Origin of the sequence: Rhizohabitans arisaemae (genome assembly GCF_025996515.1) — a bacterium.
Classification (GTDB): domain Bacteria; phylum Actinomycetota; class Actinomycetes; order Streptosporangiales; family Streptosporangiaceae; genus Rhizohabitans; species Rhizohabitans arisaemae.
Map to the genome: position 1 here is coordinate 174,347 of NZ_BLRH01000055.1, position 23,306 is coordinate 197,652.

Below are 23,306 nucleotides of genomic sequence, written 5' to 3' on the forward strand. Positions count from 1 at the left end.
AGTGCGGGCCGGGCTAGGCCCCGAGGGTGTCCAGGACCTGCTGCCCGTACTTCGCCAGCTTGCTCTCCCCGACCCCGCTCACCTTGCTCAGCTCGTCCAGCGATGAGGGCGACCGGGTGGCGATCTCCCGCAGGGTGGCGTCGTGGAAGATCACATAGGCGGGAACGCCCTGCTCCTTGGCGGTCGCCGCCCGCCACGCGCGCAGCCGTTCGAACACCGGCAGGGCCTCCTCAGAAAGCTCGGCCGGTGCCGCCGCGGCTCCACGGGACTTGGGGGCGGCCGGCTCCCTCCGTACCTTCACCTCACGCCGCATCAGCACCTCGCGGCGGCGGCCCAGCACCTCGCCGCTGGATTCGGTGAGCACCAGCGTGCCGTAGTCGCCTTCGACGGCGAGGAGCCCCTGGGCGAGCAGCTGGCGGACCACGCCGCGCCATTCGGACTCGGTGAGCTCGGTGCCGACCCCGAACACCGTGAGCGAGTCGTGCCGGAACTGCGCCACCTTCGGCGTCTGCCGGCCCAGCAGGATGTCGATGAGATGACCGGCCCCGAAGCTCTGCTGCCGCTCCCGCCGGAGCCGCAACACCGTGGACAGCAGTTTCTGCGCCGCCACCGTGCCGTCCCACGCCTCCGGCGGCGACAGGCAGGTGTCGCAGTTCCCGCAGGCGACCGAGCCCTGGCCGAAGTAGTCGAGGATCCTTCGCCGGCGGCAGTCCACCGTCTCGCAGAGCGCCAGCATCGCGTCCAGGTGGACCCCGAGCCGGCGGCGGTGCGCGTCGTCGCCCTCGGAGACGTCGATCAGCCGGCGCTGCTGGATCACGTCCTGCAGCCCGTAGGCGAGCCAGGCGGTGGCGGGGAGCCCGTCCCGCCCGGCGCGCCCGGTCTCCTGGTAGTAGCCCTCGATGGACTTGGGCAGGTCCAGGTGCGCGACGAACCGCACGTCGGGCTTGTCGATCCCCATCCCGAACGCGATGGTGGCGACCATCACGAGCCCGTCCTCCCGCAGGAAGCGGGCCTGGTTCTCCGCCCGCACCCGGGCGTCCAGGCCCGCGTGGTACGGCAGCGCGGCGACGCCGTTCGCGGTCAGGAACTCGGCGATCTTCTCGACGGAGGAGCGGGAGAGGCAGTAGACGATGCCCGCGTCCCCGGCGTGCTCGGTCCGGAGCAGGCGCAGCAGCTGCCGTTTCGGCTCGTTCTTGGGCTCGATCCGATACCGGATGTTGGGCCGGTCGAAGCTCGCCACGAAATGCCGGGCCGCCCCCAGGTTGAGGCGGGAGGCGATCTCGGCGTGGGTGGCCTTGGTGGCGGTCGCGGTCAGCGCGATGCGGGGCACGTCGGGCCAGCGTTCGTGCAGCGCCGACAGGGCGAGGTAGTCGGGCCGGAAGTCGTGTCCCCACTGCGCCACGCAGTGCGCCTCGTCGATGGCGAACAGGGAGACGTCGCCCCGGGCGAGCAGGCTCAGCGTCGAATCCAGCCGGAGGCGTTCGGGCGCGAGGTAGAGCAGGTCCAGCTCACCCGCGAGGAAGACCGCCTCGACCAGGCGCCGTTCGTCGTGGTCCTGGGTGGAGTTGAGGAAGCCCGCCCGCACCCCGAGCCCGGTCAGCGCGTCGACCTGGTCCTGCATGAGCGCGATGAGCGGCGAGACGACCACGCCGGTCCCCCGGCGGACCAGGGCCGGGATCTGGTAGCAGAGCGACTTGCCGCCACCGGTCGGCATGAGCACGAGCGCGTCGCCGCCGCCGACGACGTGCTCGATGATCTCCTGCTGGCCCTCCCGGAAGGTGTCGTAGCCGAAGACGCGCCGGAGCACCCGTGCCGCGTCGCTGATCTCGGAATCGTTCTCGGGGGAGGACATCGCGCCAGTCTACGAGGGCTAGAAGGCGGCCGGGCGAACTCGACGCGGCTCCTGTGGACAACGCGACCCCTGTGGAAAAGTCCCATGCCACATACCGGACCGGCCTTGCCGCGGGGCCGCGTCTGCTAGATCATTAAACGCGATTCCGCACCTTGAAGTCCCGCGCCCCCGAAACAGGACAGGCGTCCCGATGATGACTCGTTCGAGGGTTCAGAGCGTCCTGCTCGTCATCCTGAGTGTGGTGGTCTTCACCTCCGGCGCGGCCGAGGCGAACGGCCCCCGGTGGAAACTCGTCGAGGGCGCCGACATCGGCCACGCCAGCGCCCTCGCGGACGTGACCGCGACCGGGCCGCGCGACGTGTGGGCCGTCGGCTACGGGTGCAGCTCCGCGGACCGGGCGGGCTGCCCGGCGGCCGAACGCTGGGACGGCACACGCTGGCAGGCGGTCACGCTCCCGCGCGGCGGCGCCACCCGGATCGAGGCGGTGAGCGCCGCCGGGCCGGACGACGTGTGGCTGGCCGGAAACGGGTCGACCACCTGGGCCGCGCACTGGAACGGCTCCGGCTGGACCGCCTACCAGCCGTTCGGCGCGTCCGCCGAACACAGCGTGAACGACGTCGTGGCCTTCGAAGGGCGCCCCTGGTTCACCACGGGTGTGCGCGACCGGGCCTTGATCGTGACCTGGACGGCCGGTGGCGGCTTCGCCGTGGAGTACGACTCCCCGGGCTACCTTGAGTCGATCACGGCGTACCCGCCCACCGGCGAGCTCTGGGCGGTCGGCACGAACGGCACGCGCCCGCTGGTGGTGCACGGCACGGGCGGGGGGACCACCTGGGCCGAGAGCCCGACCCCGGCGCACCGCAGCGACTTCCTCGCCGAGGTTCTGCAGGTCGGCAAGGACGACGTCTGGGCCGTGGGCAACGAAGGGCTGACCCCCTCCGCCCAGCGGCCGCTCGCGCTCCACTACGACGGACGCGCGTGGAAGCGGGTCCCGGTGCCGATCGCCAAGGGGCGGCTCTCCGGCCTCGCCGTGGACGCCTCCGGGATCCTGTGGGCGAGCGGCGTCGACTTCTCCCGCGGCAAGCAGGTCCTCTTCCTCCAGTACAAGAAGGGCAAATGGGTCCCGTCCTACGGCCCCGAGATCCCGCTCCGCGCCCAGCGCGCCCACGACCCCCAGACCGTCACCCGGACCGCCCTCGTCCGCGTCCCCGGCGCCAAGGACCTGTGGGCCGTGGCCGCCGCCGGCGGCGGCGACTACGAACAGCACTTCATCCTCCGCCGCCGCTGACGTGCCGGCCCCCGTGCCGGCACGTCGCGACGCCCCCGCTCCGCCGCCCGGCGTCTCCCCGGTCGCGGGTACGGCGGAACGCCGCCGCCGGGCTCCGCCCGTACCGGACCACCTCCCGACGGGCGGGTACGGCGAAACGCGACCGACCCCGTCCAACCCCGGACGGGTACGGCGGAACGCCCCCGGCCCGGCTCCGTACCGGACGTCGCCCGATCGCGGGTACAGACCGGGAACCCGGCTCCGCCCGTACCCGACCGTCCTTGATCGCGAGTACGGCGAAACGCGGCGAACCCGGCCCCGCCCACACGATTCGTGGACAGGACACGGCGGGTCCGGCGGAACGCCCCCGGCCCGGCTCCGTACCGGACGTCGCCCGATCGCGAGTACGGACCGGGAACCCGGCTCCGCCCGTACCCGACCGTCCTTGATCGCGAGTACGGCGAAACGCGGCGAATCCTGCCCCGCCCGTATCGGACCTCGCCCGGTCCCGGGTACGGGCGGAACCCGGCTCCGCCCGCGCGATTCGTGGTCAGGACACGGCGGGTCCGGAAACGGGGCCGACGGCCCTTCAGCGGGATGGGGCCGAATCCGCAGGCCGTCGGGCCCGATCGCGCAGGAGATCCACCGCGAGCAGGGTGAGCCAGAGCCAGTTCACGCCCACCAGGACGCGCTGGACGAGACCCGCGTAAGGCAGGTCGGCCGTGAAAACCTGGCCGTACCAGATGAAAAGCGCCGACGAGGCCACCGCCGTGGCCACCGAGTAGAGGCGCCACCCGCCGGGGAACCGGACCGCGGCGGCCACGCAGGCGGCCGGCAGCCCGAGGAAGACGGGCAGGGCGCCCAGGTCGTGGAGGAGGTGGGACACGCTCGTCTCAGCCGGGATCCCCGCCGGGGCACCGGGAGGGTAGCCCTGCATCGGGTCCATGACGAAGACCCCGGAAACGATCAGGCCGAAGCCCACGAGCCCGATGAACAGGGCGATCCACCGCGAGTCCAGCACCCGTCGGACGCCGACCGCGAAGGCGACCAGCAGCAGGCCGAGCAGAATGAAGTTGACGATCTGGATCCATCCCCGGCCGCCGAGGGCGAGGTGGCTGCCGGAATGGTAGACGGGATCGTATCCGGGGCGCAGTGCCCCTTCGATCAGCAGAACGGCGTAGAAAAGCGGCGGGCCGAAGGCTCCGCACCGGAGGAGTGCCCGAGTACTCATACCCGCAAGCCCATCCGCGACGGCCGGTCCGGCGCTTTGGCCGTTCGGCCAGACGGGAAACCGAATGGCCAGGGACCGTCGCGACGGCCGCGCATAGGCTCACCGACATGACCAACGTGCCGCGCCGGCTCCTCCCCGCGGAGCTGGCCGTGCTGGAGGGGTGGTCCCCCGGCCGGCGCACCGTACGGGACTGGGCCGCCGACACGGCGCTCTTCGCGCTCGCCGTGCTGGTGGCGGTCGAGCAGGCGCGTGAGTTCCCACCCCCCGGGGTGGACTTCATCGCCGGCTGGCAGATCGCGGTCAACCCCTGGGTGGGGGCCGCCGCCTGCCTGGCCCTGTGGTGGCGGCGCCGCTTCCCCGTCGCCCTAGCCGTCGGGATGGTCCCGGCGCTGGCTCTCTCGGCGTCGGCCATCGGCGCGGTCGCGGTCTCGCTCTTGACACTGGCCGCGCACCGGCCTTGGCCCCGAGCCGCCGTGATGACCGGCCTCTGCCTGCTCACGGTCGGCTACTACACCGTGTACAGCGACGTCCCCGGCGAGTCCCGGCCGGTGATCGCGGCCATGCTGCTCCTGGTGTTCGGCGGGCCCTTCTGCCTGGGCATGGTGGTACGGGCGCGCCGGCTGCTGCTGATCAGCCTGCACCGGGACGCCGAGGTCACCGAGCGACGGCACCGGCTCCGGCTCGACGAGGCGCGCCGGGACGAGCGGGAACGGCTCGCCCGCGAGATGCACGACGTGCTGGCCCACCGGATCTCACTGCTCAGCGTGCACGCGGGCGCGCTCGCCTACCGGACGTCCCAGGCCAAGGCCCGGACCGGTCCCCCGCTCCAGGCCGACGAGGTCGACGAAGCCGTCACGGTGATCCTGGGCAACGCCCGGCTGGCCCTGGACGAGCTCCGCGAGGTGCTGTCGATCCTGCGCGTGGGCGAGGGCGCCGACCCCGGGTCGCCCGCGCCTCCCGGCCTGAGCGACCTCCCCCGGCTCATCGACGAGGCCGGCGCGGCCGGGCAGCGGGTACGGCTGGCGGGCGGCGAGACGATCGAACGGGCCGCCGCGCTCCGGCCCCACCTGCAGCACACCGTCTACCGGACCGTCCAGGAGGGCCTCACGAACGCCCGCAAGCACACGCCCGGCGCCCGGGTGACCGTGTCCGTCGACGGCGAACCCGGCGACCGGCTCGTCGTCACCGTGGAGAACCCCCTTCCCGCGGGGTCCCCGCCCCGCCCGGCCTCCGGGACCGGCAACGGGCTGGCCGGCCTCGCCGAACGGGTCACCCTGGGCGGCGGCAGTCTCGACCACGGCCCGAAAGACGGTTTGTTCCGGCTGGTGGCGCGGTTACCGTGGCAGACATGACCGGAGAGCCGATCCGTGTGCTCCTCGTCGACGACGACCCCTTGGTCCGCGCCGGCCTGCGGCTGATGCTCCGCGGCGCACCCGACGTCGACGTGGTCGGGGAGGCCGCCGACGGCGCCGACGTGCCCGACGCGGTCAGGCGGCACACGCCCGACGTGATCCTCATGGACGTCCGCATGCCGCACCTCGACGGCATCGCGGCGACGAGGGCGCTCTCCTCCCGGACCGGCCGCCCGCCCAAGGTGATCGTCCTGACGACGTTCGACGCGGACGCCACGGTCATCGAGGCGCTCCGCGCGGGAGCGGTGGGCTACCTGGTCAAGCACACCCCGCCGGAGCAGATCGTGGAAGGCGTACGCCGGGCCGCGGCCGGTGAGCCCGTGCTCTCCCCCGGGGTGGCCCGCGCGCTGATCAGCCACGTGACCGAGGGGACCGACTCCCGCACCCGCCAGGCGCACGACCGGCTTGCCCGCCTCACCGAACGGGAGCGCGAGGTCGCCGTCGCGGTCGCCGACGGCCGCTCCAACGCCGAGATCGCCCGGCTCCTCCACCTGTCGGTCGGCGCGGTCAAACTCCACATCTCCAGCGCCCTGGCCAAACTGGACCTCACCAACCGCACCCAGCTCGCCGTCCTCGCCCACGACGCCCGCCGCCACCCCGGCTGACCCCTCACACCCCAGTCGGGTACGGCGCCAGGCAGCATGCCCATCTCCCACGTCCTTGGTCACGGCCACTGTGGAATGCGGCCAACCCCGCCCTGCTCCTTTCGGTCAGGAGTGTCTGGCGAAACGCGACGACCCCAGCACGGGCTCGTACCGGAAGCTCAGCACCTGACCGGCTCGGCCTCGGAATTACCCTGGCCACCGATTACTCATGTCCACTCACGGCAGACCCGGTCGATGTCGTCGATCATCCGGCGCCAGCTCGGCAACGTGGTGACGAGGCCGGTTGGGTCAAGCCGCTCCAAGAGTTGCCGACGATGCTGCGGAAAGCGCTTGTCGGCACGATCCCGCCGCCGACCTGTCAGATCGCCCGCTTTGAGAAGGCATTCGGCGAGCATCGTCTTGGGGTCGGCAATCTTCTCAACCTCACCTGCTTTGGGGAGTCCCAATGCCTGCCGACCTCGGGGGTTTCCGGCGACCTGCCGAATTGCGCTCTCGTCGAGAAGGAGCCATGCCTCGGTCATACGTACTGGAATGATGGGAATCAGGGAGGTCTTCTCGACGATGTTCTGGACCGCGCTTTCGATCTCGGTCCGGCGGACTCCGTGCCCTGCGTTGTCGGAGTCACGATGAACGACCACGAGATCCGGGGTTTCCTCCATCAGCTCGAGCCCTGCCGTCACCCGTGACGTGACATCCCTGGGTACCTTGCGGAGAAACGAGAAATCAGGCTTGCTGAGCCGGACATCAAATCCTCTGTCGATGAAGAGTGCCTCAACGATGTCCGCCAACGGCATATCGGAAGTCCCCTCGGCGATGAAGAGCCCGGAATACGAGCACATCGTCAGCCCTCCGTCTCCGATGAGAGCCGGAGCTGCGCACCTGGCGGTGCGACGAGGTAGGGGATCACATCGGCTTTCGAGAAAGTTGGCCCACCCTGCTTTGCTCGCCATGACCCGCGATACGGAAGCAGGGACAGCGCTGAGACCACCCGGCCGTCGGGTGCCCGTTGCGGCCGCGTCTCGGCCAGGAGCAGATCATCGGGATCGCAGAGCTGTACGACCCCGGGGGCGTGTGTGTTGATGACGACCTGCCGGTAGGGGTTGGTCGCACCAGGGCGTTCCGTCGCGTCGACCGACAGATCCCGGACCAGTTCCACCATCGCGGGCAGGTTCGCCGGGTGGATCCCGTTCTCCGGCTCCTCCATGCAGATCAAACCGGTTACCGTCGGGTCCTCCAGAAGCACGCACAGGGCCAGGAAGCGCAGCGTCCCCTCGGACAGAGCCCGCGCGGGAAGCCGCAGGCCACCGCGTTCCTGCAGGTACAACGTGAGAACCTCACGCGCCGGGTCCGGTTCCACCCGAAGACTCTCCACCCCCACACCGGAAAGGTCGGACAACCGGTCGGCGACTTGGGCGTACACCGCCTCCTCATCCTGGACGCCGACGTCATGGTCGGTCTCGACGGCCATTCGGAACAGCGTCGCCGCCAGATGCCGACCGTCGGTCCCCAGCGATCTCGGTGCGGCGAAGCCGTCGGGAGCCCGCAGCGCCGAGGGCTCCAGCGCGAGCCGACGCCAGCTCTGCATCTCCCGGCGCGCTGCGACGATCGTCGGGTGAGAATCGGCGCCGGTGACGCTGCTGAGGACGGTGCGGCGGGCCTTCCCTGCAGCGATTCTGGGCGGCGGTTGGTCGTGGCTGCCCCGATCACCGTGCACGTGGATGAACGTAAGGTCTTCCCACGACTCCGTGGTCAGGAAGACATCGCTTTCTCCCTGACCGATGACGACGGTGTCTCGGAAGTTCTCGGCGCTGTGGGGAAATCGCATATGCCGCGCGATGTCTCCGCGCTTTACGGCACGCAGTTCCTCATGGGCCAAACCCAGTCTGCCGACGCCTCGCCCAGTAGGCGGAGACTTGAACTCCAGGACGAGGTCGTAGCGGAGGAAAGTGGCGGTCGCCTTGGCAATGACACCGAGGTCGTCCTCCACCTCCGCCGGAACGATCATCTCCGCAGTGAGCGAAATACGGTGTTCCCCGTCCCGATAACCGTCCCAGAACAGATCTCTCGGGTCACCGCCCGGCGAACCGGAGGCGCCTCGGACCCGCTGAGCCGCCTCAGCCAGGGTTTCATCGGCCAGATAGGACAGAAACTCGATCGCGTCGAAGACGTTCGACTTGCCTGTGCCGTTGGCCCCGGCGATACAGGTGAACGGCCCGAAGTCGATCTTCACGTCCAGGAGATTCTTGAACCCCTTGACTTCAAGCCTGGTCAGCACAGCTCTCGTCCCTCCCGCGTAGCGCTCGCCCCCACACGCGCCCACAACCGGCAGCCGATTCACCGGGCGTGTTCTCCGGATCAACGACGATCTCGTAGGTGACCACGCCGCTGAGGAATTTGTCATGGTCAGTAGTACAAAATCTTCGGTCAGGCTATACCGAGATCGGACTCATCCCAGGCGAACGGCCGACGTGAGCGTGGCTGCTCCTGAGACCACCCATCCGGCTCCGCCCGTGCCGGACCTCCCCATCACGGTGTAGGCACGCGTGGGAAGCCGACTCGACCGGTACCGGCCTTCCCGTTCCTCGGGACGGCCGGACGCGGCGAACCCGGCTCCGCCCGTACCCGCCAGTTCTTGGCCATGGGTACGGCGGAAGGCCGGTGGGCGGGCTTGGCCCGTACCGGATCCGGGGTCAGGCGCCGAGGTGGGTGAGGCGGAGGCGGCAGGCCAGGTGGAGGGCGAAGCGGGTCTCGGGGTCGTCCAGGTCGGCGCCGAGGATCTCCACGATGCGCCGGACCCGGTAGGAGACGGCGTTGTAGTGGAGGTTGAGGCGTTTGGCGGCCAGGCGCGGGGACCGCTGGGCGTCCAGGTAGGCGGCGAGGGTCTCCACGGCCTGCAGGCTACGGCTCGGGTCGAGCGCGTCCAGGGGTTCGAGGAGTTCGTCGACGACCCGGCGGCTGAGGGTGGAGGCGGCGGCCTCGGCGAGGATCCGCTGGACGCCGGTGGCGTCGAACTCCTCCAGGAACGCGCCCCGGGAGACGGCGCCGGCGCTTGCCGCGCGGGCCTCGATCGTGGTGGTGCGCAGCCCGTCGAGGCCGGGCTGGGCGGTGCCGAGGCCGCAGCGGAGTTCGACGCCGGGGTGGCGGGCGAGGAGCGCGCGGGGCAGTTCGCGGGCGGCGCGGCGGAGCCGTCCGCCGGCCTCGTGGCCGCTGCCGGTCGAGGTGCCGAGGATGAGCAGCGCGTCCTCGACGGTGGCGACGTTCCAGTGGCCTTCGGGGGTGCGCGGGTTGCGGAGCACGTGCATGACCATGGTGTCCAGCAGATGGCGCCGCGCGGCGAGCGCCTGCGGGTCGCCGGCGGCGTCGCGGCCGACGCCGACCCAGATCGCGACGTGCTGCCCGTCGACGGGGAGGCCGAGGACGCGGGCCCGTTCGACCAGGCGGCTCGCCTGGGTGCGGTCGGCGACGACGAGCTCGGTGAGCAGGTCGGAGCGGCTCTGCCCGGGGGCGATCTCCCGGGCGAGGGCGGCGGCCCGCATCCGGGCGATCGCGGCCGCCGCGGCGGGCAGGATCAGCTGGGCGGCGTCGCCGGGGGCGTCGAGGGCGCCGAGGTCTCGGCCGTCGATCCGGATCGGCTCGCCTTGGGCGGTTTCGCCGTCGAGGAGGAGCACCTCCACGCCGAGGGTGTCGCGCAGCCCGGTGAGGAGGAGGGCGACGTCGCCGGAGGGTTCCCGTTCGCGGATGGCGGCGAGCGCGGCCTGGGCCCGGGCGAGGGAGTCGGCCGCGCTGTCCCGGGTGACCCGGTCGAGGTGGAGGAGGACCTCGGCGACGTCGAGCGGGTCGGCGATGGCGAGGACGGGGAGCTCGGCGCGGTCGGCGAGGTGCCTGACGGTGATCGGCAGGTTGGCGGTGCCGAGGAGGACGACCGCGGTGAGGTCGCGCTGCGCCGCGCGCCGGATGGCGATGTCCAGCTCGTAGGGGCGCGCGGGGCGGACGACCCGGCTGGGGACGACCACGACGGAGGAGACGGGCGCGTTCTCCATCGCGTCCAGCGCGTCGACGGAGGTGACGACGCCCAGCGGGCGGTCGGTCGGGGGGCCCGCCAGGAGCCGGAAGGGGACGGGGGCGCCGGGGGCCAGCAGATCGGAGACACACACCATGTCCGAAATTATGCCCATGTCACATAAAGTGGGCAAAGTTTGTTCTCCCAGATCTAGGTAACCCCCTGACCTGCTGCGAGGCTTTCCGCCATGCAAGGAGGGAAACACGTGAGCGCTCGCCGGATCACGCTGGACGACGTCCGTCCGCTCGCCCGCGGCTGCGCGATTCTCGGCACCGGCGGCGGGGGCGACGTCTCCACCTCCACCCTGGCGGCGGAACGGGCGCTCAAGGACTACGGCGACGTACCGCTGGTCACCCTGGACGAGCTCCCCCGGGACGGGCTGGTGCTCCCGCTCGGGTCGATCGGCGCGCCGACGGTCTCCCAGGAGATGCTGATGAGCGGACGCGAGCCGAGGCTCATCCGCGAGGCGGCCGAACGGGACCAGGGCCGGCCCGCGGTGGCCGTGATGGCCTCCGAGATCGGCGGCGGCAACGGGGTCGAGCCGGTCGCCTGGGCGGCCACCCTCGGGCTCCCGCTCCTGGACGCCGACGGCATGGGCCGGGCCTTCCCCGAGGTCCAGATGGTCTCCATGTACGTCGCGGGCCTGCCCGCGGGCACCGTGGTCCTCGCCGACGTGCAGGACAACCTCACCCTGATCCGCCCGGTCGACGGGCTCTGGTCCGAGCAACTGGCCCGCGCGGTCTGCGTGGCCTCCGGCGCCACGGCCCTCATGGCGGACTACATCCACACCCCGGCGGAGCTGGCCGGAGCGGTGATCGAGGGCTCGGTGAGCCGGGCGCTCGCGATCGGCCGGGCCGTCTCCGACACCCAGGACCCGATCGGCGCCCTCGTCCGGACCCTCGGCGCGGCCACCCTCATCACCGGCAAGATCATCGAGCTGGAGCGGCACACCGGCGGCGGCTTCGTCCGCGGCAGCGTGGTCGTCGACGGCGTCGGCGAGTGCCGGGGCCGGATGCTCCGGGTCGAGATCCAGAACGAGAACCTGGTGGCCCTGGAGAACGGCGTGGTCCGGGCGAGCGTCCCCGACCTCATCACCCTGGTCGACGCCCAGACCGCCGAGGCCGTCTCCACCGAGTCCCTCGGCTACGGCCAGCGGGTCACCGTCCTGGCCTGGCCGTGCGCCCCGCTCTGGCGCACCCCCGCCGGGCTCCGGACCGCGGGACCGGCCGCCTTCGGCTACGACATCCCCTACATCCCCGTCGAAGAGGCAGCCCATGCGAACGTCTGACCGCACCGCCGACCTGCGGGTCGGGGTCGACGTCGGCGGCACCAACACCGACGCGGTCGTCCTCGACGCCGCGAACCGGATCGTCGCCTCCACCAAACAGCCCACCAGCCCCGACGTGACCGCGGGGATGCGCGCCGCCGTCAGCGCCGTCCTGGCCGAGCTGGGCGAGGACCGGTCCCGGGTGGGCCGGGTGATGCTCGGCACCACCCACGCCGTCAACGCGATCCTGGAGCGTCGCAGACTCGGCCGGGTCGCGGCGGTCCGGCTCGGCGCCCCCTCGTCCCTGTCCATCCCGCCGCTGGAGTCCTGGCCCGACGACCTGCGGCGGACGGCGGTCGTGTCCACCACCACGCTGCGCGGCGGATACTACGTGGACGGGCGGTCCCTGGCCGACCTCGACCGCGACGGGCTCCGCCGGTTCCTCGGCGCGGTCGCCGGGCGGGTCGACGCGATCGCGCTCACCGGCGTCTTCAGCCCCGCCTCGCCGGAACAGGAGCTGCAGGCCGCCGAGATCACGGCCGAGGAGCTCGGCCCCGACGTCGCCGTCTCCCTCAGCCACGAGATCGGCGCCCTCGGGCTGCTGGAGCGGGAGAACGCGACCGTGCTCAACGCCATGCTGTACCGGGTGGCCAGGCACGTCCGCGACGCCCTCCAGGCCGTCCTGGACGAGCACGGCCTGCGGGTCTCCCGCTACTTCACCCAGAACGACGGCACCCTGATGGAGGTGGACTTCGCCGCACGGTACCCGGTGCTCACCATCGGCTCGGGGCCCGCCAACTCGATCCGGGGCGCCGCCTACCTGTCCGGCTTCTCCGACGCGATCGTGGCGGACGTCGGCGGCACCTCCACCGACCTTGGCGTCCTGGTCAACGGCTTCCCCCGGGTCTCCTCGGTGGGCGCCGAGATCGGCGGGGTTCGGACCAACTTCCGGATGCCCGACATCCTCGCGCTCGCCCTCGGCGGCGGTACGGTGATCGACGGCGACGGCGTCCCCGGGATCACCTCGGTGGGCTATCGGATCGGCGAGGAGGCCCTGGTCTTCGGCGGAGGCACCCCCACGATGACCGACGCGTGCGTGGCGGCCGGCCGAACCGGCCTGGGCCGGCACCGGGTACCCGAACGGCTGCGCCGGGCGCTGGCGGCCGCGGTGGGCCACGCCGACGAGCGGGTGGCCGACGCGGTGGACCGGATGTCGCTCGGCAAGGCCGGCATGCCGCTGGTCGTGGTCGGCGGCGGCGCCTTCCTCGTCCCGGACGGCCTGCCCGGGGTCGCGGCGGTGGTACGGCCGGAGCACGGCGGCGTCGCCAACGCGGTCGGGGCCGCGATCGCCCTGGTGAGCGGCTCGTGCGAGACGATCGCCCCCGCAGGCAACGGCCGCCGGGAGGCGGTGGAGGCCGCCGCGGAGACCGCGCGGCGCCGGGCGGTCCAGGCAGGCGCGGACCCGTCCTCCGTCGAGATCGTCGAGATGTCGGAGATCCCGCTCAGTTACCTTCCCGAGCCGTCGCTTCGGGTGCAGATCAAGGCGGCCGGGCCGCTCGGAAAGCTCTAGGAGATCCCCCCATGCGTCTTCCCCTGCGCACTCTGGCCCTGGTGTCCGCGCTCGGCCTCGCGGTCGCCGGGTGCTCCGGCGGCGAGGTACGGCGTCCCGCGGCCTCCTCGGCGCCGGCCGCACCGACCGCACCGTTCGTCTACGCGTTCAACCTGGACGTGATCACCAACTGGGATCCGGCCACCTCCTCGTCCAACGAGATCATCGCCTTGCAGAACGTCTACGAGACGCTGACCAAGTACAACCCGGAGACCAGAAAGGCCGAGCCGCGGCTGGCGGTCTCCTGGACCGCCTCACCCGACGGCAGGGGCTGGACGTTCAAGCTGCGCGAGGGGGCGAAATTCCACACCGGCAAGCCGGTGGACGCCGCCGCGGTGAAGGCCTCGATCGAGCGGACCCGGAAGATGGCGGGCTACGCCGCCTACATCTGGGACTCGGTGAAGGCGATCCAGGTGGTGAACCCCACCACGGTGCGGTTCTCGCTGAGCTACCCCGCGCCGCTGGACCTGATCGCCTCCGCCGGGTACGGCGCCTACGTGTACGACACCACGGCCGCCGGGCGGGGCGACCTCAAGGCGTGGTTCGCCGAGGGCCGGGACGCCGGCTCCGGCCCGTACACGGTCGGCACCTGGGAGAAGGGCAGGGAGACCGAGCTCACCCTGAAGGCCTTCGACGACTACTGGGGTGGCTGGAAGGACCCGGGTCACTACCGGGACGTGCGGTTCCGGGTGACCCCGGAGGAGACCACGGCCTGGCAGCTGCTGAAGCGGGGCGAGGTCGGCTTCATGGAGCGGGTGAGCCCGCAGCTGTTCGCGCAGGCGCCCGCCGACGGGGTGCAGACGTCGGAGACGTCCTCGTTCCAGAACCTGCTCGTGCTGTTCAACACCGAGTCGACGGATGTGCGGGTGCGGCGGGCCGTACAGAAGGCGATCGACTACCAGGGCCTGGTGACGGCGGCGAAGGGGTCGATCGTGCTGGGGGGCGGGCTGGTGCCGGAAGGGCTCCTCGGCCACGTCCCCGGCGATCCGCCGGCGCAGGACCTGGCGGGGGCGGAGGCGCTGCTCAGGGAGGCGGGGTACGGCCCCGGCGGCAGGGAGCTGACCCTGCGGATGACCTTCGCGCAAGGCGACTCCGACCAGCAGCTGCTCACCACCCTGCTCGGGTCGGCGCTGTCGAAGCTGAACGTGAAGCTGGAGGCGGCGCCGCTGCAGTGGAGCGCCCAGTGGGACCAGGGCAAGGCCAAGGACCCGAGCAAGCGCCAGGACATCTTCGTCATGTACTGGTTCCCCGACTACGCCGACGCCTACTCCTGGTTCAACAACGTGTTCCGCAGCGCCGAGAACGTGGAGTTCAACCTCTCGTACCTGAAGGACCCGGCGGTCGACGCCAAAATCGACACGCTTCCCGAGCTCACCGCGACCGACCGGGCCGCGGCCGAGAAGGCGTACGGCGAGCTGCAGGCCACGCTGATCGACGAGCGGGCGGCGGTGGCCGTCCCGTACGTGCAGCGGTACCGCCGCGCCTATCTGGGCGGTGTGCAGGGCTACGTCGACAACCCGGCCTACCCGAACGTGGTCTTCTTCCACGATCTGCGCGCGGGGCGGTAGCGGGTGCTCCGGCTGCTGATGCGCCGGCTCGGCCAGGCTGCCCTGGTCGTGGCCGGCGTGGTCGGCCTCACCTTCGTCGTCACGCGCCTGGTCCCGGGCGACCCCGCGGTCGCCTACGCCGGTCCCCGGGCGAGCGAGGCCGAGCTGGCGCAGGCCAGGGAGCGGTTCGGGCTCGACGAGGCGGTCCCGGTCCAGCTGTGGAACTATGTGCGGGATCTGTTCGCCGGTGACCTCGGGATCAGCCTGCGCACCCGGCAGCCGGTCTTGGACGATCTGGCGCTGGCCTTCCCGGCCTCGCTGGAGCTGGTGGGCACGGCGTTGTTCGTCGCGATCGCCGCGGGGATCCCGCTCGGTGTCCTAGCCGCCCGCTATAAGGGGAAATTTCCGGATCTGTCGGTGCGGTTCTCCTCGATGCTCGCGGTGTCGGTCCCCGTGTTCTGGCTCGCCCTCGTCCTGCAGACCGTGTTCGCGAGCAACCTCCGCTGGTTCCCGGTGGCCGGAGAGTACGACGCCGCCCTCGACACGACCAGCCCGCTCACGGTCTACACGAACGTCACCGTGGTCGACGCGCTCCTCACCGGCAACTGGCCGATCCTGGTCAGCACCCTGCACCACCTGGTGCTCCCCGCCCTCGTGGTCGCCGCCTACCCCATCGGGCTGATCGCCCAGATGACCCGGGCCGTGCTGCTGGAGGAGGCCGGCCAGGACCACACCCGGCTCGAACGCTCCCTGGGGTTCGGCGAGACCTCCATCCTGGTCCGGTTCTCGCTCCGGCCCGCGCTGAACCCGGTGCTCTCCCTGATCGCCCTGGTCTTCGCGTACGCGATCGTCAACGGGTTCCTGGTCGAGGCGGTCTTCAACTGGCCGGGCCTCGGCCGGTACGCGGCCGACGCCATCCGATCCCTGGACACCCCGGCCGTCGCCGGGGTCACCCTGCTGGTGGCACTGCTGTACGTCCTGGCCAACCTCCTGGTCGACCTGGTCCAGGGGATCCTCGACCCGAGAGCGAGGACGCGATGACCGCCGCCCTCCACCGGCTGGCCCGGACCGACCGGCTCGCCTTCGCCGGGCTGGTCATCCTCGTCCTGATCATGCTGGCCACCCTGCTCGCCCCGTGGATCGCGCCCTACCCGGCGGACGACCCCCGGCCCGTGGACGCGCTGCTGCCGCCGGGCGCCGAGCACTGGTTCGGCACCGACCAGGTCGGCCGGGACGTCCTCACCAGGATCCTGTACGGCGCGCGGACCTCGCTGTTCATCGCGGTGTCGACACTCGCCCTGTCCGCCGCGGTCGGCGTGACCCTCGGGGTGGTCGCCGGGTACGCGGGCGGCTGGATCCGGGATGTGATCATGCGGGTAACCGACGTCTTCCTCGCCTTCCCGGCGCTGCTGCTCTCCCTCGCCCTGGCGGTGGTGCTCCGGCCCAGCGTGACCACCGTGATCATCGCGATCTCGGCGACCTGGTGGCCGTGGTACGCCCGGGTGACCGCCGCGGCGGCCACCTCGGTGTCGGCCCGCGCCTACGTCGACTCGGCCCGCTGCCTCGGGGTACCCGCGCCGCTGATCGTCTTCCGGCACGTGCTGCCGAACGCGCTCACCCCGGTGCTGGTCCAGCTCTCCCTGGACGCCGGAGGAATCATCCTCACCGCCGCCGCCCTCTCCTATCTCGGTCTCGGCGCCCAGGAACCGACCGCCGAGTGGGGGCTCATGGTCGAGCAGGGGCAGGCCCTGTTCACCACCGACTGGTGGGTGGTCACCTTCCCGGGTCTCGCCATCCTGATCACCGCCTTCGCCTTCAACACCCTCGGCGAGGGTCTGCGCTCGATCCTCGACCCGCGAAGGACGGTCCGATGACCTTGATCTCGGTACGCGACCTGCGGGTACGCATCGGCGAGCGGGTCATCGCCGACGTCCCCGAACTCGACGTGGCGAGGGGCGAGTGCGTGGCCGTGGTCGGCGAGAGCGGCTCCGGCAAGAGCACCACCCTGCTGTCGATCCTCGGGCTGGTCGAGGGCGCGCAGATCTCCGGGAGCATCGAGGCTTTCGGGGTGGACGTCCGCACCGCGAGCCGAAGCCGGCTGCGGGAGATCAGAGGCGCGAAGATCGCCCTCGTCATGCAGAGCCCGCAGGCGGCCCTCAATCCGACGCTGCGGCTCGGGACGCTGCTCCGCCGGGCGTTGAAACGGCACGGCGTCGCCGGGGCGGAGGCGGAGCGGCGGACGGCGCAGGCCGTCGCCGACGTCATGCTGGAGCCGGCGATCCTGCGCCGGTACCCGCACGAGGTGTCCGGCGGGCAGGCCCAGCGCTTCGCCCTCGCGCTCGCGCTCGCCCTCGGCGCCGAGGTCATCCTGGCCGACGAGCCGACCAGCGCGCTGGACGTGACCGTGCAGGCCGAGGTGGTCGCCGTCCTGCGGCGGCTCCGCGCCGAGCGGGGCCTGGCGGTGCTGCTGGTCTCGCACGACCTCGCCCTCGTCTCGATCGTCGCCGACCGCGTACTCGTGATGCGGGAGGGCCGGGTCGTGGAGAGCGGCCCCGCCGCCGAGGTGTTCGCCCGGCCCCGTGACCCGTACACCCGAGAGCTGATCGCCGCCGTGCCCGTACTCCCGGAGGCCGACCGTGTTCACGACTGAGACCCTCGCCTTCCTTTCGATCGTCACCGAGCACGCCCGGGAGAACGGCCCCGCCGAAGGCACCGTCCCCCACCCGAGACCCCCGCTTCTGGACGAACTCCTCGTGGACGCCCCCGAACCCCCGGAGACCGACCATGCTGACAGCTGAGAACCTCGTCCTCGGCTACGGCGCACAGCCCGTGGTGCACGGGGTGGACCTCTCCCTGGGCTCAGGCGGCGCCGGTCTCATCGGGGAGAGCGGCTCCGGCAAGACCACCCTCGCCCGGGCGCTGCTCGGCCTGATCAAGCCGCGTTCGGGCCGGGTGCTGTACGGCTCGCGCGAGGTCATCGCGATGGGCCGCGCCGAACGGGCCGCCTTCCGCGGCGCCGTACAGCCCGTCTTCCAGGACGGCAGCGAGGCGCTCAACCCCCGGATGCGGGTCGGCGCCTCGATCACGGAGGCTCTCCGGACCCACCGGCGACACGAGCCCGGCGTGGCCGAACTGCTCCGGGCCGTCGGCCTCGATCCGGCCCTGGCCGACCGCAGACCGCACCAGCTCTCCGGCGGCCAGCGGCAGCGGGTCGTCATCGCCCGGGCCCTCGCCGTCCAGCCGAAGACCTTGATCCTGGACGAGCCGACCAGCGCGCTGGACGTGACCGTGCAGGCCAAGGTGCTGGACCTACTGGAGCGGCTCACCGCCGAGCGCGACCTCAACTACCTGCTCATCACGCACAACCTCGCCGTGGTGAGTAGGCTCTGCAGCACCTCACACGTGCTGTTCGCCGGGCGGGTCGTCGAGTCCGGCCCGACCCGGGCGCTGCTGACCCGCCCCGCGCACCCCTACACCGCGATGCTGCGCGACGCCGTCCCCCGCATCGGCGGCCCGCCCCCGGGAACGGCCGACCGGACCGAGGCCGCCCCCGCCGGCACCGGCTGCCCGTTCCGCCTGCGCTGCCCCCTCGCCGACGACCGTTGCGCGGCGCAGCGGCCGGAGCCGCGTGTCCTGGGCGACCGCACCGTGGCCTGTCACCGCGCCGAGGAGGCTCTCACCGCGCGTTGACCCCGAGCCGCGGCAGCCGTACCGAGCCCGCCACCCGGCGGTCCCGGTGACGTGCGGGGGCCGTCCACCGAACCCGGACGGCTGCCGCGGCCCCACCCCCCGCCGCAAATCCCGTCACCTCTTTATCCGTAGGTTCCGGGTCCGAGTCCCAGGCGTCCCACCGGACTGGTCCAAGGCCGACTCGCCATTGCGGACAACCTGAAGCGGTGTCCCCTCTTCGCCGGTGGCCCGCCCCCGGCCTTAATCGGCGACAAGCTGGACCTGGTCTGCCTGCTCGCGCTGGCGGCGCAGCTCGTAGGTGCCGGGTGCGATACCGGTAAAGGCGTGTTCGGGGTGCGCGAGGTAGGCCGTGGCGCCCTCCTCGACGGTCAGCACGCCAAGCACCAGTGCGCGGCCGGACCGGTCAGGGCTGAAGAACGCCGCGCCGGTCGCGACCAGGAGGTGGGTGTTGGCCTGGGCCTGGCCGCGGACGACCGGGACGCCGGAGGTGGGGATCGGGGTACGGGCAGGCTCCCCGGTGACCGGCACGACGGCGACGTCGCCCTGAAACTGCAGGCCGGACAGGATGGGGATCTCGGCCTGCCGGTCGAGGTGCTCGTCGACGGTGACGCCGAAGACGGCGATGGCCTGCTCGATGGTGGGCATCTTCTCGGGGCTCCTCAAAGGTCAGGATCGGCGCTGTGCCTGGGCGTACTGGGCGGGGGTGAGGCCGTAGGTCCAGGCGGCGGCCTCGATGGGGTCGGTGCAGTGGGCGGGGACGGTGAGGCCGAAGCGGCGGCGGGTGCCGTCCCGCTCGACGGTGCCGTTGGTGCACAGCAGGACGCGCACGTTCGTGGGGTATACGCCCGGGGGGACGTCGTGCAGGGTGAGCGTCTGGCCGGGGTTGCCGGGGTCGGGCGCGGCGGGCCCGATCTGGGCGAGTCGGGCCTCGGTGACGAAGCGGTCCCAGCCGCGGCGTTCGATGGCGCAGCGGCGGATCTCGGCGTTCGGCTCGCGGATGATCTCGTCGGTGGTCAGGGTGTCGTCGACGACGGCCCGGGGGACGTGGGTGCCGTGCCAGAAGTACAGCCCGAACCCGTCGACCCAGGTGACGGCGGGTCCGTCGGGGCAGTGGAGCCGCAGCCTGGCCAGGTCGCCCTCGCCGACCTGTTCCCGGCGCAGCTCGTCCGGGGGCGGGCAGAGGAGGACGAAGTCGCGGAACGGCCACCACCACCAGGCGGCGGGCGTGGACCGGATGCCCGGCAGGCAGGCCCGCCACAGCAGGCGGATCGCGCCGCGGATCGTGTCCTGCCGCGCGCCGCCCACCGCCGCGTCCACCGCCGACCGCACGTCCGCGTCCGCGGCCTCGGTGACCGTGGCCCGGGTGCCGGTGGGCGTGCCGCGCGGCGCGGTGTCCGCCGTCGCGGTGATCTCGGCGTGCAGGGCGGTCGCCGCCGCCCCGTGCACCGGATCGCCCGCCACGCCGTCCGCCGCGGCCCGGACGGCGTCGCGTACCGCCCGCCCGATCGTCTCGCCGGCCGTACCGTCCACGGCGCGATGGACCGAGTCGAGGACGCGGCCGTTGCGGTGGCCGGTGACCAGGCAGGCGGCGATCGGTGCGGCGAACGCGCCGACGAGCGGCGAGGGCACCCACACGACCCGCTCCGGGAACGAGACCCCGATCTGCCGGTAGCAGGCGCGGGCGGCCGACTCGAACGCCTGCCTCCCCTCGGCGGAGACGTCCTGCTCGTCGGTCGCGGGACGGGCCGAAGCCGGTGCGCTCACAGTGGAGACCTCCCATGCCGGCGGCCTGGCTCCGCCTCAGGACGCCGCAATGTATACCGTGCCGCGCGGAGCTGTCCACGCCCGCGATCACGCGTCCGATGGGCCGAAACGCCTGCGGGCAAGGTCATTTCGGCGGTAGCTTAGCGGGGCTTTGTCGTGACATAGCGATGGTGATCCGTACATGTGTTCTAATGACGTTGTGGTCATCGAGGAAGCACTACGGGCTCGTCCCGACGACTTCGCCGCGTGGCACGCGTACGGCGACCGGCTGCTGCGGCAGGGCGACGCCAGAGGCACGCTGATCCGCCTTGAGCAGCGCCTGGCACGCACCCGCCCCGCCGTTCGGCCGGCCGTGGAGCGCGAGATCGCCGACCTCGTCGCGGAGCACGAGGGCCGATGGGACGACGGGCTGCCGGGCAGGGCGCGGGTGCGGTCGCGCCGGTACGGCTTCGCCACGGAGGTGGCCGTCGAGTGGTCGGACGATGTCCGCGAGGTCGTGGAGCAGGTGCTGTGCGCCCCGTTCGTCACCACGCTGAGGATCACCTCGAACGCGGCGGCTGACGAGGACGATTACGGGGACGACGAGGACTCGTACCTGGCCGTGGACCGCGGCGAGTTACGCCCGGGCCGTCTGGACCTGCGAGCCCTGGCCGGGCTGGACCTCGGGCGGCTCACCGAGCTCGACCTGTCCTACCTGAGCGTCGGCTTCGACGGCGCCGAACTCCTCGCCACCCTGTTCGCGTCGGACCGGTTGCGCGCACTCGACCTGCGGTACTGCCGCATCGCCGACACCGGCCTGGCGGCGCTCGCCGCCTGCCCGCACCTGGGCGGGCTTCGCCGCCTGCACCTGCAGCGCAACAGGGTGACCGCCGAGGGCGTGCGGTCGCTGCACAGGTTCACGGAACTGACCGAGCTCGACCTGCGCTACAACGACCTCGGAGAGGCGGGCGCGCAGGCGCTGCTCGCCGCCCCGTTCGCCGGATCCCTCACCCGGCTGTGGCTGTACGACTCCGACGTGGGCCGGGACGGCGTGCGGAAACTGGCACAGGCCGCGAATCTTCCGCCGGGGCTGCGGAGCATGTGGAGGTGCGTGTGAGCATCGGACTTCGGGACCGGTTCTTCGCCCTGTCGGCAGGGAACGCCCCCGCCGAGGAGGTCGCCGTGTATCGGGCGGAGGTGGACGCGACCGACGCCGGACCGGCCGCGACGGTGGACGGGCTGGAGGTCTGCTGGCATCCGTCGGCGCGGTTCAAGGCTGTGCGCTTCATCGACGCCGAGCTCGTCGACGAGCGGGTTCGGGAGCTGTTCGCCCGGCCCAGCGCGGACGCGCCGTACCTGGCCGCCGTGTTCGCGGATCCGCACGAGCTGTCGTTCCGCACGTTCGAGAACATCGTCCCGCTGGACCGCCTCCTGCAGGCCGTGCCGCTGGAGATGGAGCTGACCGGGCGGAGGGAGCACGCCGAAGGGGTGTTCTCGTTCTCGCTGCGCCTGCCGGAGCAGGCTCGCGACCGGCTGGCGCGGCTGGACGGCATGAACCTGTACGTGCCGCCGCTGAACGCCGCCTCCCGGGGCGGCGAACGGTTCATCTTCCACTCGGCGCTGCTGGCCGAGGCGTTGACCGTGGCGGTGGCCGACGCGCTGCCGCCGTCCGTGGCGGAGGGGTTCTCGCACGTGAACCCGGTGTTCCGGTGCAACGGGTTCGAGCCCGGTGACGCCAAGTTCCACCTGCATCGGGACACGCCGTACTACGACGCGACGCGCGGGCACATCTCCCGCTACACGCTGCTGCTGTACCTGACCGGCGGTACGGGCTCGCCGGCGCTGGACCTGGTCGGCGGCGCCGCGCTCGGCGAGATCGGCGCCTTCACATGTGTGATCTTCGATCAGCGGTACGAGCACGAGGGCGCCCCCTACCGCGACGGCCGCAAGGTGTTCCTGCGTACCGAACTGATCTTCACCGCCGGCGAGGTCACCGAGGCGCCGGAGATCGGCGCGCTGTTCGGCAAGGCGTGCTACCTGACCGGCGAGAGCGTGTTCGCGCCCGAGCTGGCCCGGCACGCCGACGCGTACTACAACCAGGTGGCCGCCGCCCACTGGGACGGCTGGGGCGAGGGCCCCGCCCGCGAGACCTTCCTGCACAAGGAGTTCCGCGGGGTGCACTTTGTGACCAACGGCTACGACTTCTGGTTCCCCGGGACCGACGCGCTGCCGCCAGCGGAGTGCGCGGCCATCACCCTGCTCGACTACTTCAACTGCAAGCTCGGCGACACCGCGTTCCGCGCGCTGTGCCGGACGGAGGTCGTCGAGGCCGAGGATGCCGGCTGGATCCCCGAGTTCCTGCGGGACAAGCACGGCCACTCGGTCATGACGCGGGTGGACAAGTCCGCGTTCTTCCCCGAGCCGGAGCGGCCCCACGGCGCGATCTGCTGCCCGTTCCACTCCACCGGGCAGTTCGACCCCACGCGCTTCGACGAGGTCGTCAAGCTCTACACCGACGCCCAGTCCTTCGCCCAGGCGCACATCCTGCCCGCGCCGATCCTCATGCTCGGCGAGGATGTGGCCCTCGACCCGGACCGGTTCGTCATCCAGGACGGCCTCATCCACGTGCTCGGCAAGAACGCCCTCACGCCGGTCAACTTCGCCGCCTGCTGGAACGACGAATCCATCCCCGAGGACTATGTGGTCGTCGCGGCCAAGGTCGACGTGGAGCGGTTCCTCGTACCACCGATCATCTACAACGAGTCCGCCGGCTGCCGCCACCTCAGGTTCGACTTCTTCCGCAACTCCTGGATGGTCGCCCACCGGCGGGCCACCATCCCCGTTCCCAGGATCACCGAGCTGGGCTGGGCCGATCCCGAGGACAGCCGGGCCTGGCGGCGCGAGGTGGACGACTCCCTCATCGACGACGAGCACCCGCTGGAGCCCAGCGACCTGTGGGACGACGAGGAGGACGACTGGGACGACGAGGACCAGGAGTGAACGGCCGGACCCGGTCCTGCGCC

At 71.9% G+C, this 23,306-nt stretch carries 20 protein-coding genes; 13 read left to right on the forward strand and 7 right to left on the reverse strand.

Features of this window, described 5'->3' with window-relative positions; all coding sequences use genetic code 11:
• Nucleotides 1–13: 13 nt before the first annotated feature.
• A complete protein-coding gene (gene recQ, locus RUR_RS27335; protein WP_283138079.1) occupies nucleotides 14–1,852 on the reverse strand; it encodes a DNA helicase RecQ in 1,839 nt (612 codons plus the stop codon).
• Between the two features lie 190 nt (nucleotides 1,853–2,042).
• On the opposite strand from recQ, the gene RUR_RS27340 reads away from it, so the two are divergent.
• Entirely contained in the window at nucleotides 2,043–3,140 is a 1,098-nt protein-coding gene (locus RUR_RS27340) for a hypothetical protein (protein WP_283138080.1), read from the forward strand.
• Nucleotides 3,141–3,708: 568 nt separating this feature from the next.
• On the opposite strand, the gene RUR_RS27345 is transcribed toward RUR_RS27340, so the two are convergent.
• Complete coding sequence (locus RUR_RS27345; protein ID WP_283138081.1) at nucleotides 3,709–4,350, reverse strand: DUF998 domain-containing protein; 642 nt, start codon at nucleotides 4,348–4,350, stop codon at nucleotides 3,709–3,711.
• Nucleotides 4,351–4,457: 107 nt separating this feature from the next.
• Here RUR_RS27345 and RUR_RS27350 point away from each other — a divergent pair, with 107 nt between their 5' ends.
• The gene (locus RUR_RS27350) at nucleotides 4,458–5,702 is read left to right on the forward strand and encodes a sensor histidine kinase (protein WP_283138082.1); all 1,245 of its coding nucleotides are present in this window, start codon (nucleotides 4,458–4,460) and stop codon (nucleotides 5,700–5,702) included.
• Nucleotides 5,699–6,367, forward strand: a complete 669-nt coding sequence (locus tag RUR_RS27355) for a response regulator (RefSeq protein ID WP_283138083.1) — start codon at nucleotides 5,699–5,701, stop codon at nucleotides 6,365–6,367. The genes RUR_RS27350 and RUR_RS27355 overlap by 4 nt, the downstream gene beginning before the upstream one ends.
• A 206-nt stretch (nucleotides 6,368–6,573) precedes the next feature.
• Here RUR_RS27355 and RUR_RS27360 read toward each other — a convergent pair whose 3' ends face one another.
• The 3 genes from RUR_RS27360 to RUR_RS27370 all read right to left on the reverse strand — a co-directional run bounded on the left by RUR_RS27360 (nucleotide 6,574) and on the right by RUR_RS27370 (nucleotide 10,542).
• A complete protein-coding gene (locus RUR_RS27360) occupies nucleotides 6,574–7,206 on the reverse strand; it encodes a DUF4276 family protein (protein WP_283138084.1) in 633 nt (210 codons plus the stop codon).
• 2 nt (nucleotides 7,207–7,208) lie between these two features.
• Nucleotides 7,209–8,642, reverse strand: a complete 1,434-nt coding sequence (locus RUR_RS27365) for an AAA family ATPase (RefSeq protein ID WP_283138085.1) — start codon at nucleotides 8,640–8,642, stop codon at nucleotides 7,209–7,211.
• A gap of 415 nt (nucleotides 8,643–9,057) precedes the next feature.
• Nucleotides 9,058–10,542 carry a PucR family transcriptional regulator gene (locus RUR_RS27370; protein WP_283138086.1) on the reverse strand — a complete coding sequence of 495 codons (1,485 nt, stop codon included), beginning with the start codon at nucleotides 10,540–10,542 and terminating at the stop codon, nucleotides 9,058–9,060.
• A 90-nt stretch (nucleotides 10,543–10,632) separates the two neighbouring features.
• Here RUR_RS27370 and RUR_RS27375 point away from each other — a divergent pair, with 90 nt between their 5' ends.
• Genes RUR_RS27375 through RUR_RS27410 form a run of 8 tightly spaced genes read left to right on the forward strand, consistent with a single transcriptional unit; the run spans nucleotide 10,633 to nucleotide 18,540 of the window.
• The gene (locus RUR_RS27375; RefSeq protein ID WP_283138087.1) at nucleotides 10,633–11,715 is read left to right on the forward strand and encodes an S-methyl thiohydantoin desulfurase family protein; all 1,083 of its coding nucleotides are present in this window, start codon (nucleotides 10,633–10,635) and stop codon (nucleotides 11,713–11,715) included.
• A complete protein-coding gene (locus RUR_RS27380) occupies nucleotides 11,702–13,264 on the forward strand; it encodes a hydantoinase/oxoprolinase family protein (RefSeq protein WP_283138088.1) in 1,563 nt (520 codons plus the stop codon). The genes RUR_RS27375 and RUR_RS27380 overlap by 14 nt, the downstream gene beginning before the upstream one ends.
• Nucleotides 13,265–13,275: 11 nt before the next feature.
• Nucleotides 13,276–14,871, forward strand: a complete 1,596-nt coding sequence (locus RUR_RS27385) for an ABC transporter substrate-binding protein (RefSeq protein ID WP_283138089.1) — start codon at nucleotides 13,276–13,278, stop codon at nucleotides 14,869–14,871.
• Between the two features lie 3 nt (nucleotides 14,872–14,874).
• Nucleotides 14,875–15,891 carry an ABC transporter permease gene (locus RUR_RS27390; protein ID WP_283138090.1) on the forward strand — a complete coding sequence of 339 codons (1,017 nt, stop codon included), beginning with the start codon at nucleotides 14,875–14,877 and terminating at the stop codon, nucleotides 15,889–15,891.
• Nucleotides 15,888–16,724, forward strand: coding sequence for an ABC transporter permease (locus RUR_RS27395; RefSeq protein WP_283138091.1), 837 nt, complete (start codon nucleotides 15,888–15,890; stop codon nucleotides 16,722–16,724). Before RUR_RS27390 ends, RUR_RS27395 begins: the two co-directional genes overlap by 4 nt.
• Nucleotides 16,721–17,500 carry an ATP-binding cassette domain-containing protein gene (locus RUR_RS27400; RefSeq protein WP_283138092.1) on the forward strand — a complete coding sequence of 260 codons (780 nt, stop codon included), beginning with the start codon at nucleotides 16,721–16,723 and terminating at the stop codon, nucleotides 17,498–17,500. Before RUR_RS27395 ends, RUR_RS27400 begins: the two co-directional genes overlap by 4 nt.
• On the forward strand, nucleotides 17,487–17,648 hold the full coding sequence (locus RUR_RS27405) for a hypothetical protein (protein WP_283138093.1): 162 nt from the start codon (nucleotides 17,487–17,489) through the stop codon (nucleotides 17,646–17,648). The genes RUR_RS27400 and RUR_RS27405 overlap by 14 nt, the downstream gene beginning before the upstream one ends.
• Nucleotides 17,635–18,540, forward strand: a complete 906-nt coding sequence (locus RUR_RS27410) for an ABC transporter ATP-binding protein (RefSeq protein ID WP_283138094.1) — start codon at nucleotides 17,635–17,637, stop codon at nucleotides 18,538–18,540. Before RUR_RS27405 ends, RUR_RS27410 begins: the two co-directional genes overlap by 14 nt.
• Nucleotides 18,541–18,780: 240 nt before the next feature.
• Here RUR_RS27410 and RUR_RS27415 read toward each other — a convergent pair whose 3' ends face one another.
• Nucleotides 18,781–19,185 (reverse strand): hypothetical protein, encoded by a 405-nt coding sequence (locus RUR_RS27415; RefSeq protein ID WP_283138095.1) that lies wholly within the window; start codon nucleotides 19,183–19,185, stop codon nucleotides 18,781–18,783.
• Between the two features lie 21 nt (nucleotides 19,186–19,206).
• Nucleotides 19,207–20,304, reverse strand: coding sequence for a DUF6745 domain-containing protein (locus RUR_RS27420; protein WP_283138096.1), 1,098 nt, complete (start codon nucleotides 20,302–20,304; stop codon nucleotides 19,207–19,209).
• 199 nt (nucleotides 20,305–20,503) lie between these two features.
• On the opposite strand from RUR_RS27420, the gene RUR_RS27425 reads away from it, so the two are divergent.
• Nucleotides 20,504–21,400, forward strand: coding sequence for a leucine-rich repeat domain-containing protein (locus RUR_RS27425; RefSeq protein ID WP_283138097.1), 897 nt, complete (start codon nucleotides 20,504–20,506; stop codon nucleotides 21,398–21,400).
• Entirely contained in the window at nucleotides 21,397–23,283 is a 1,887-nt protein-coding gene (locus RUR_RS27430; RefSeq protein ID WP_283138098.1) for a hypothetical protein, read from the forward strand. The genes RUR_RS27425 and RUR_RS27430 overlap by 4 nt, the downstream gene beginning before the upstream one ends.
• The last annotated feature ends 23 nt before the right edge of the window (nucleotides 23,284–23,306 follow it).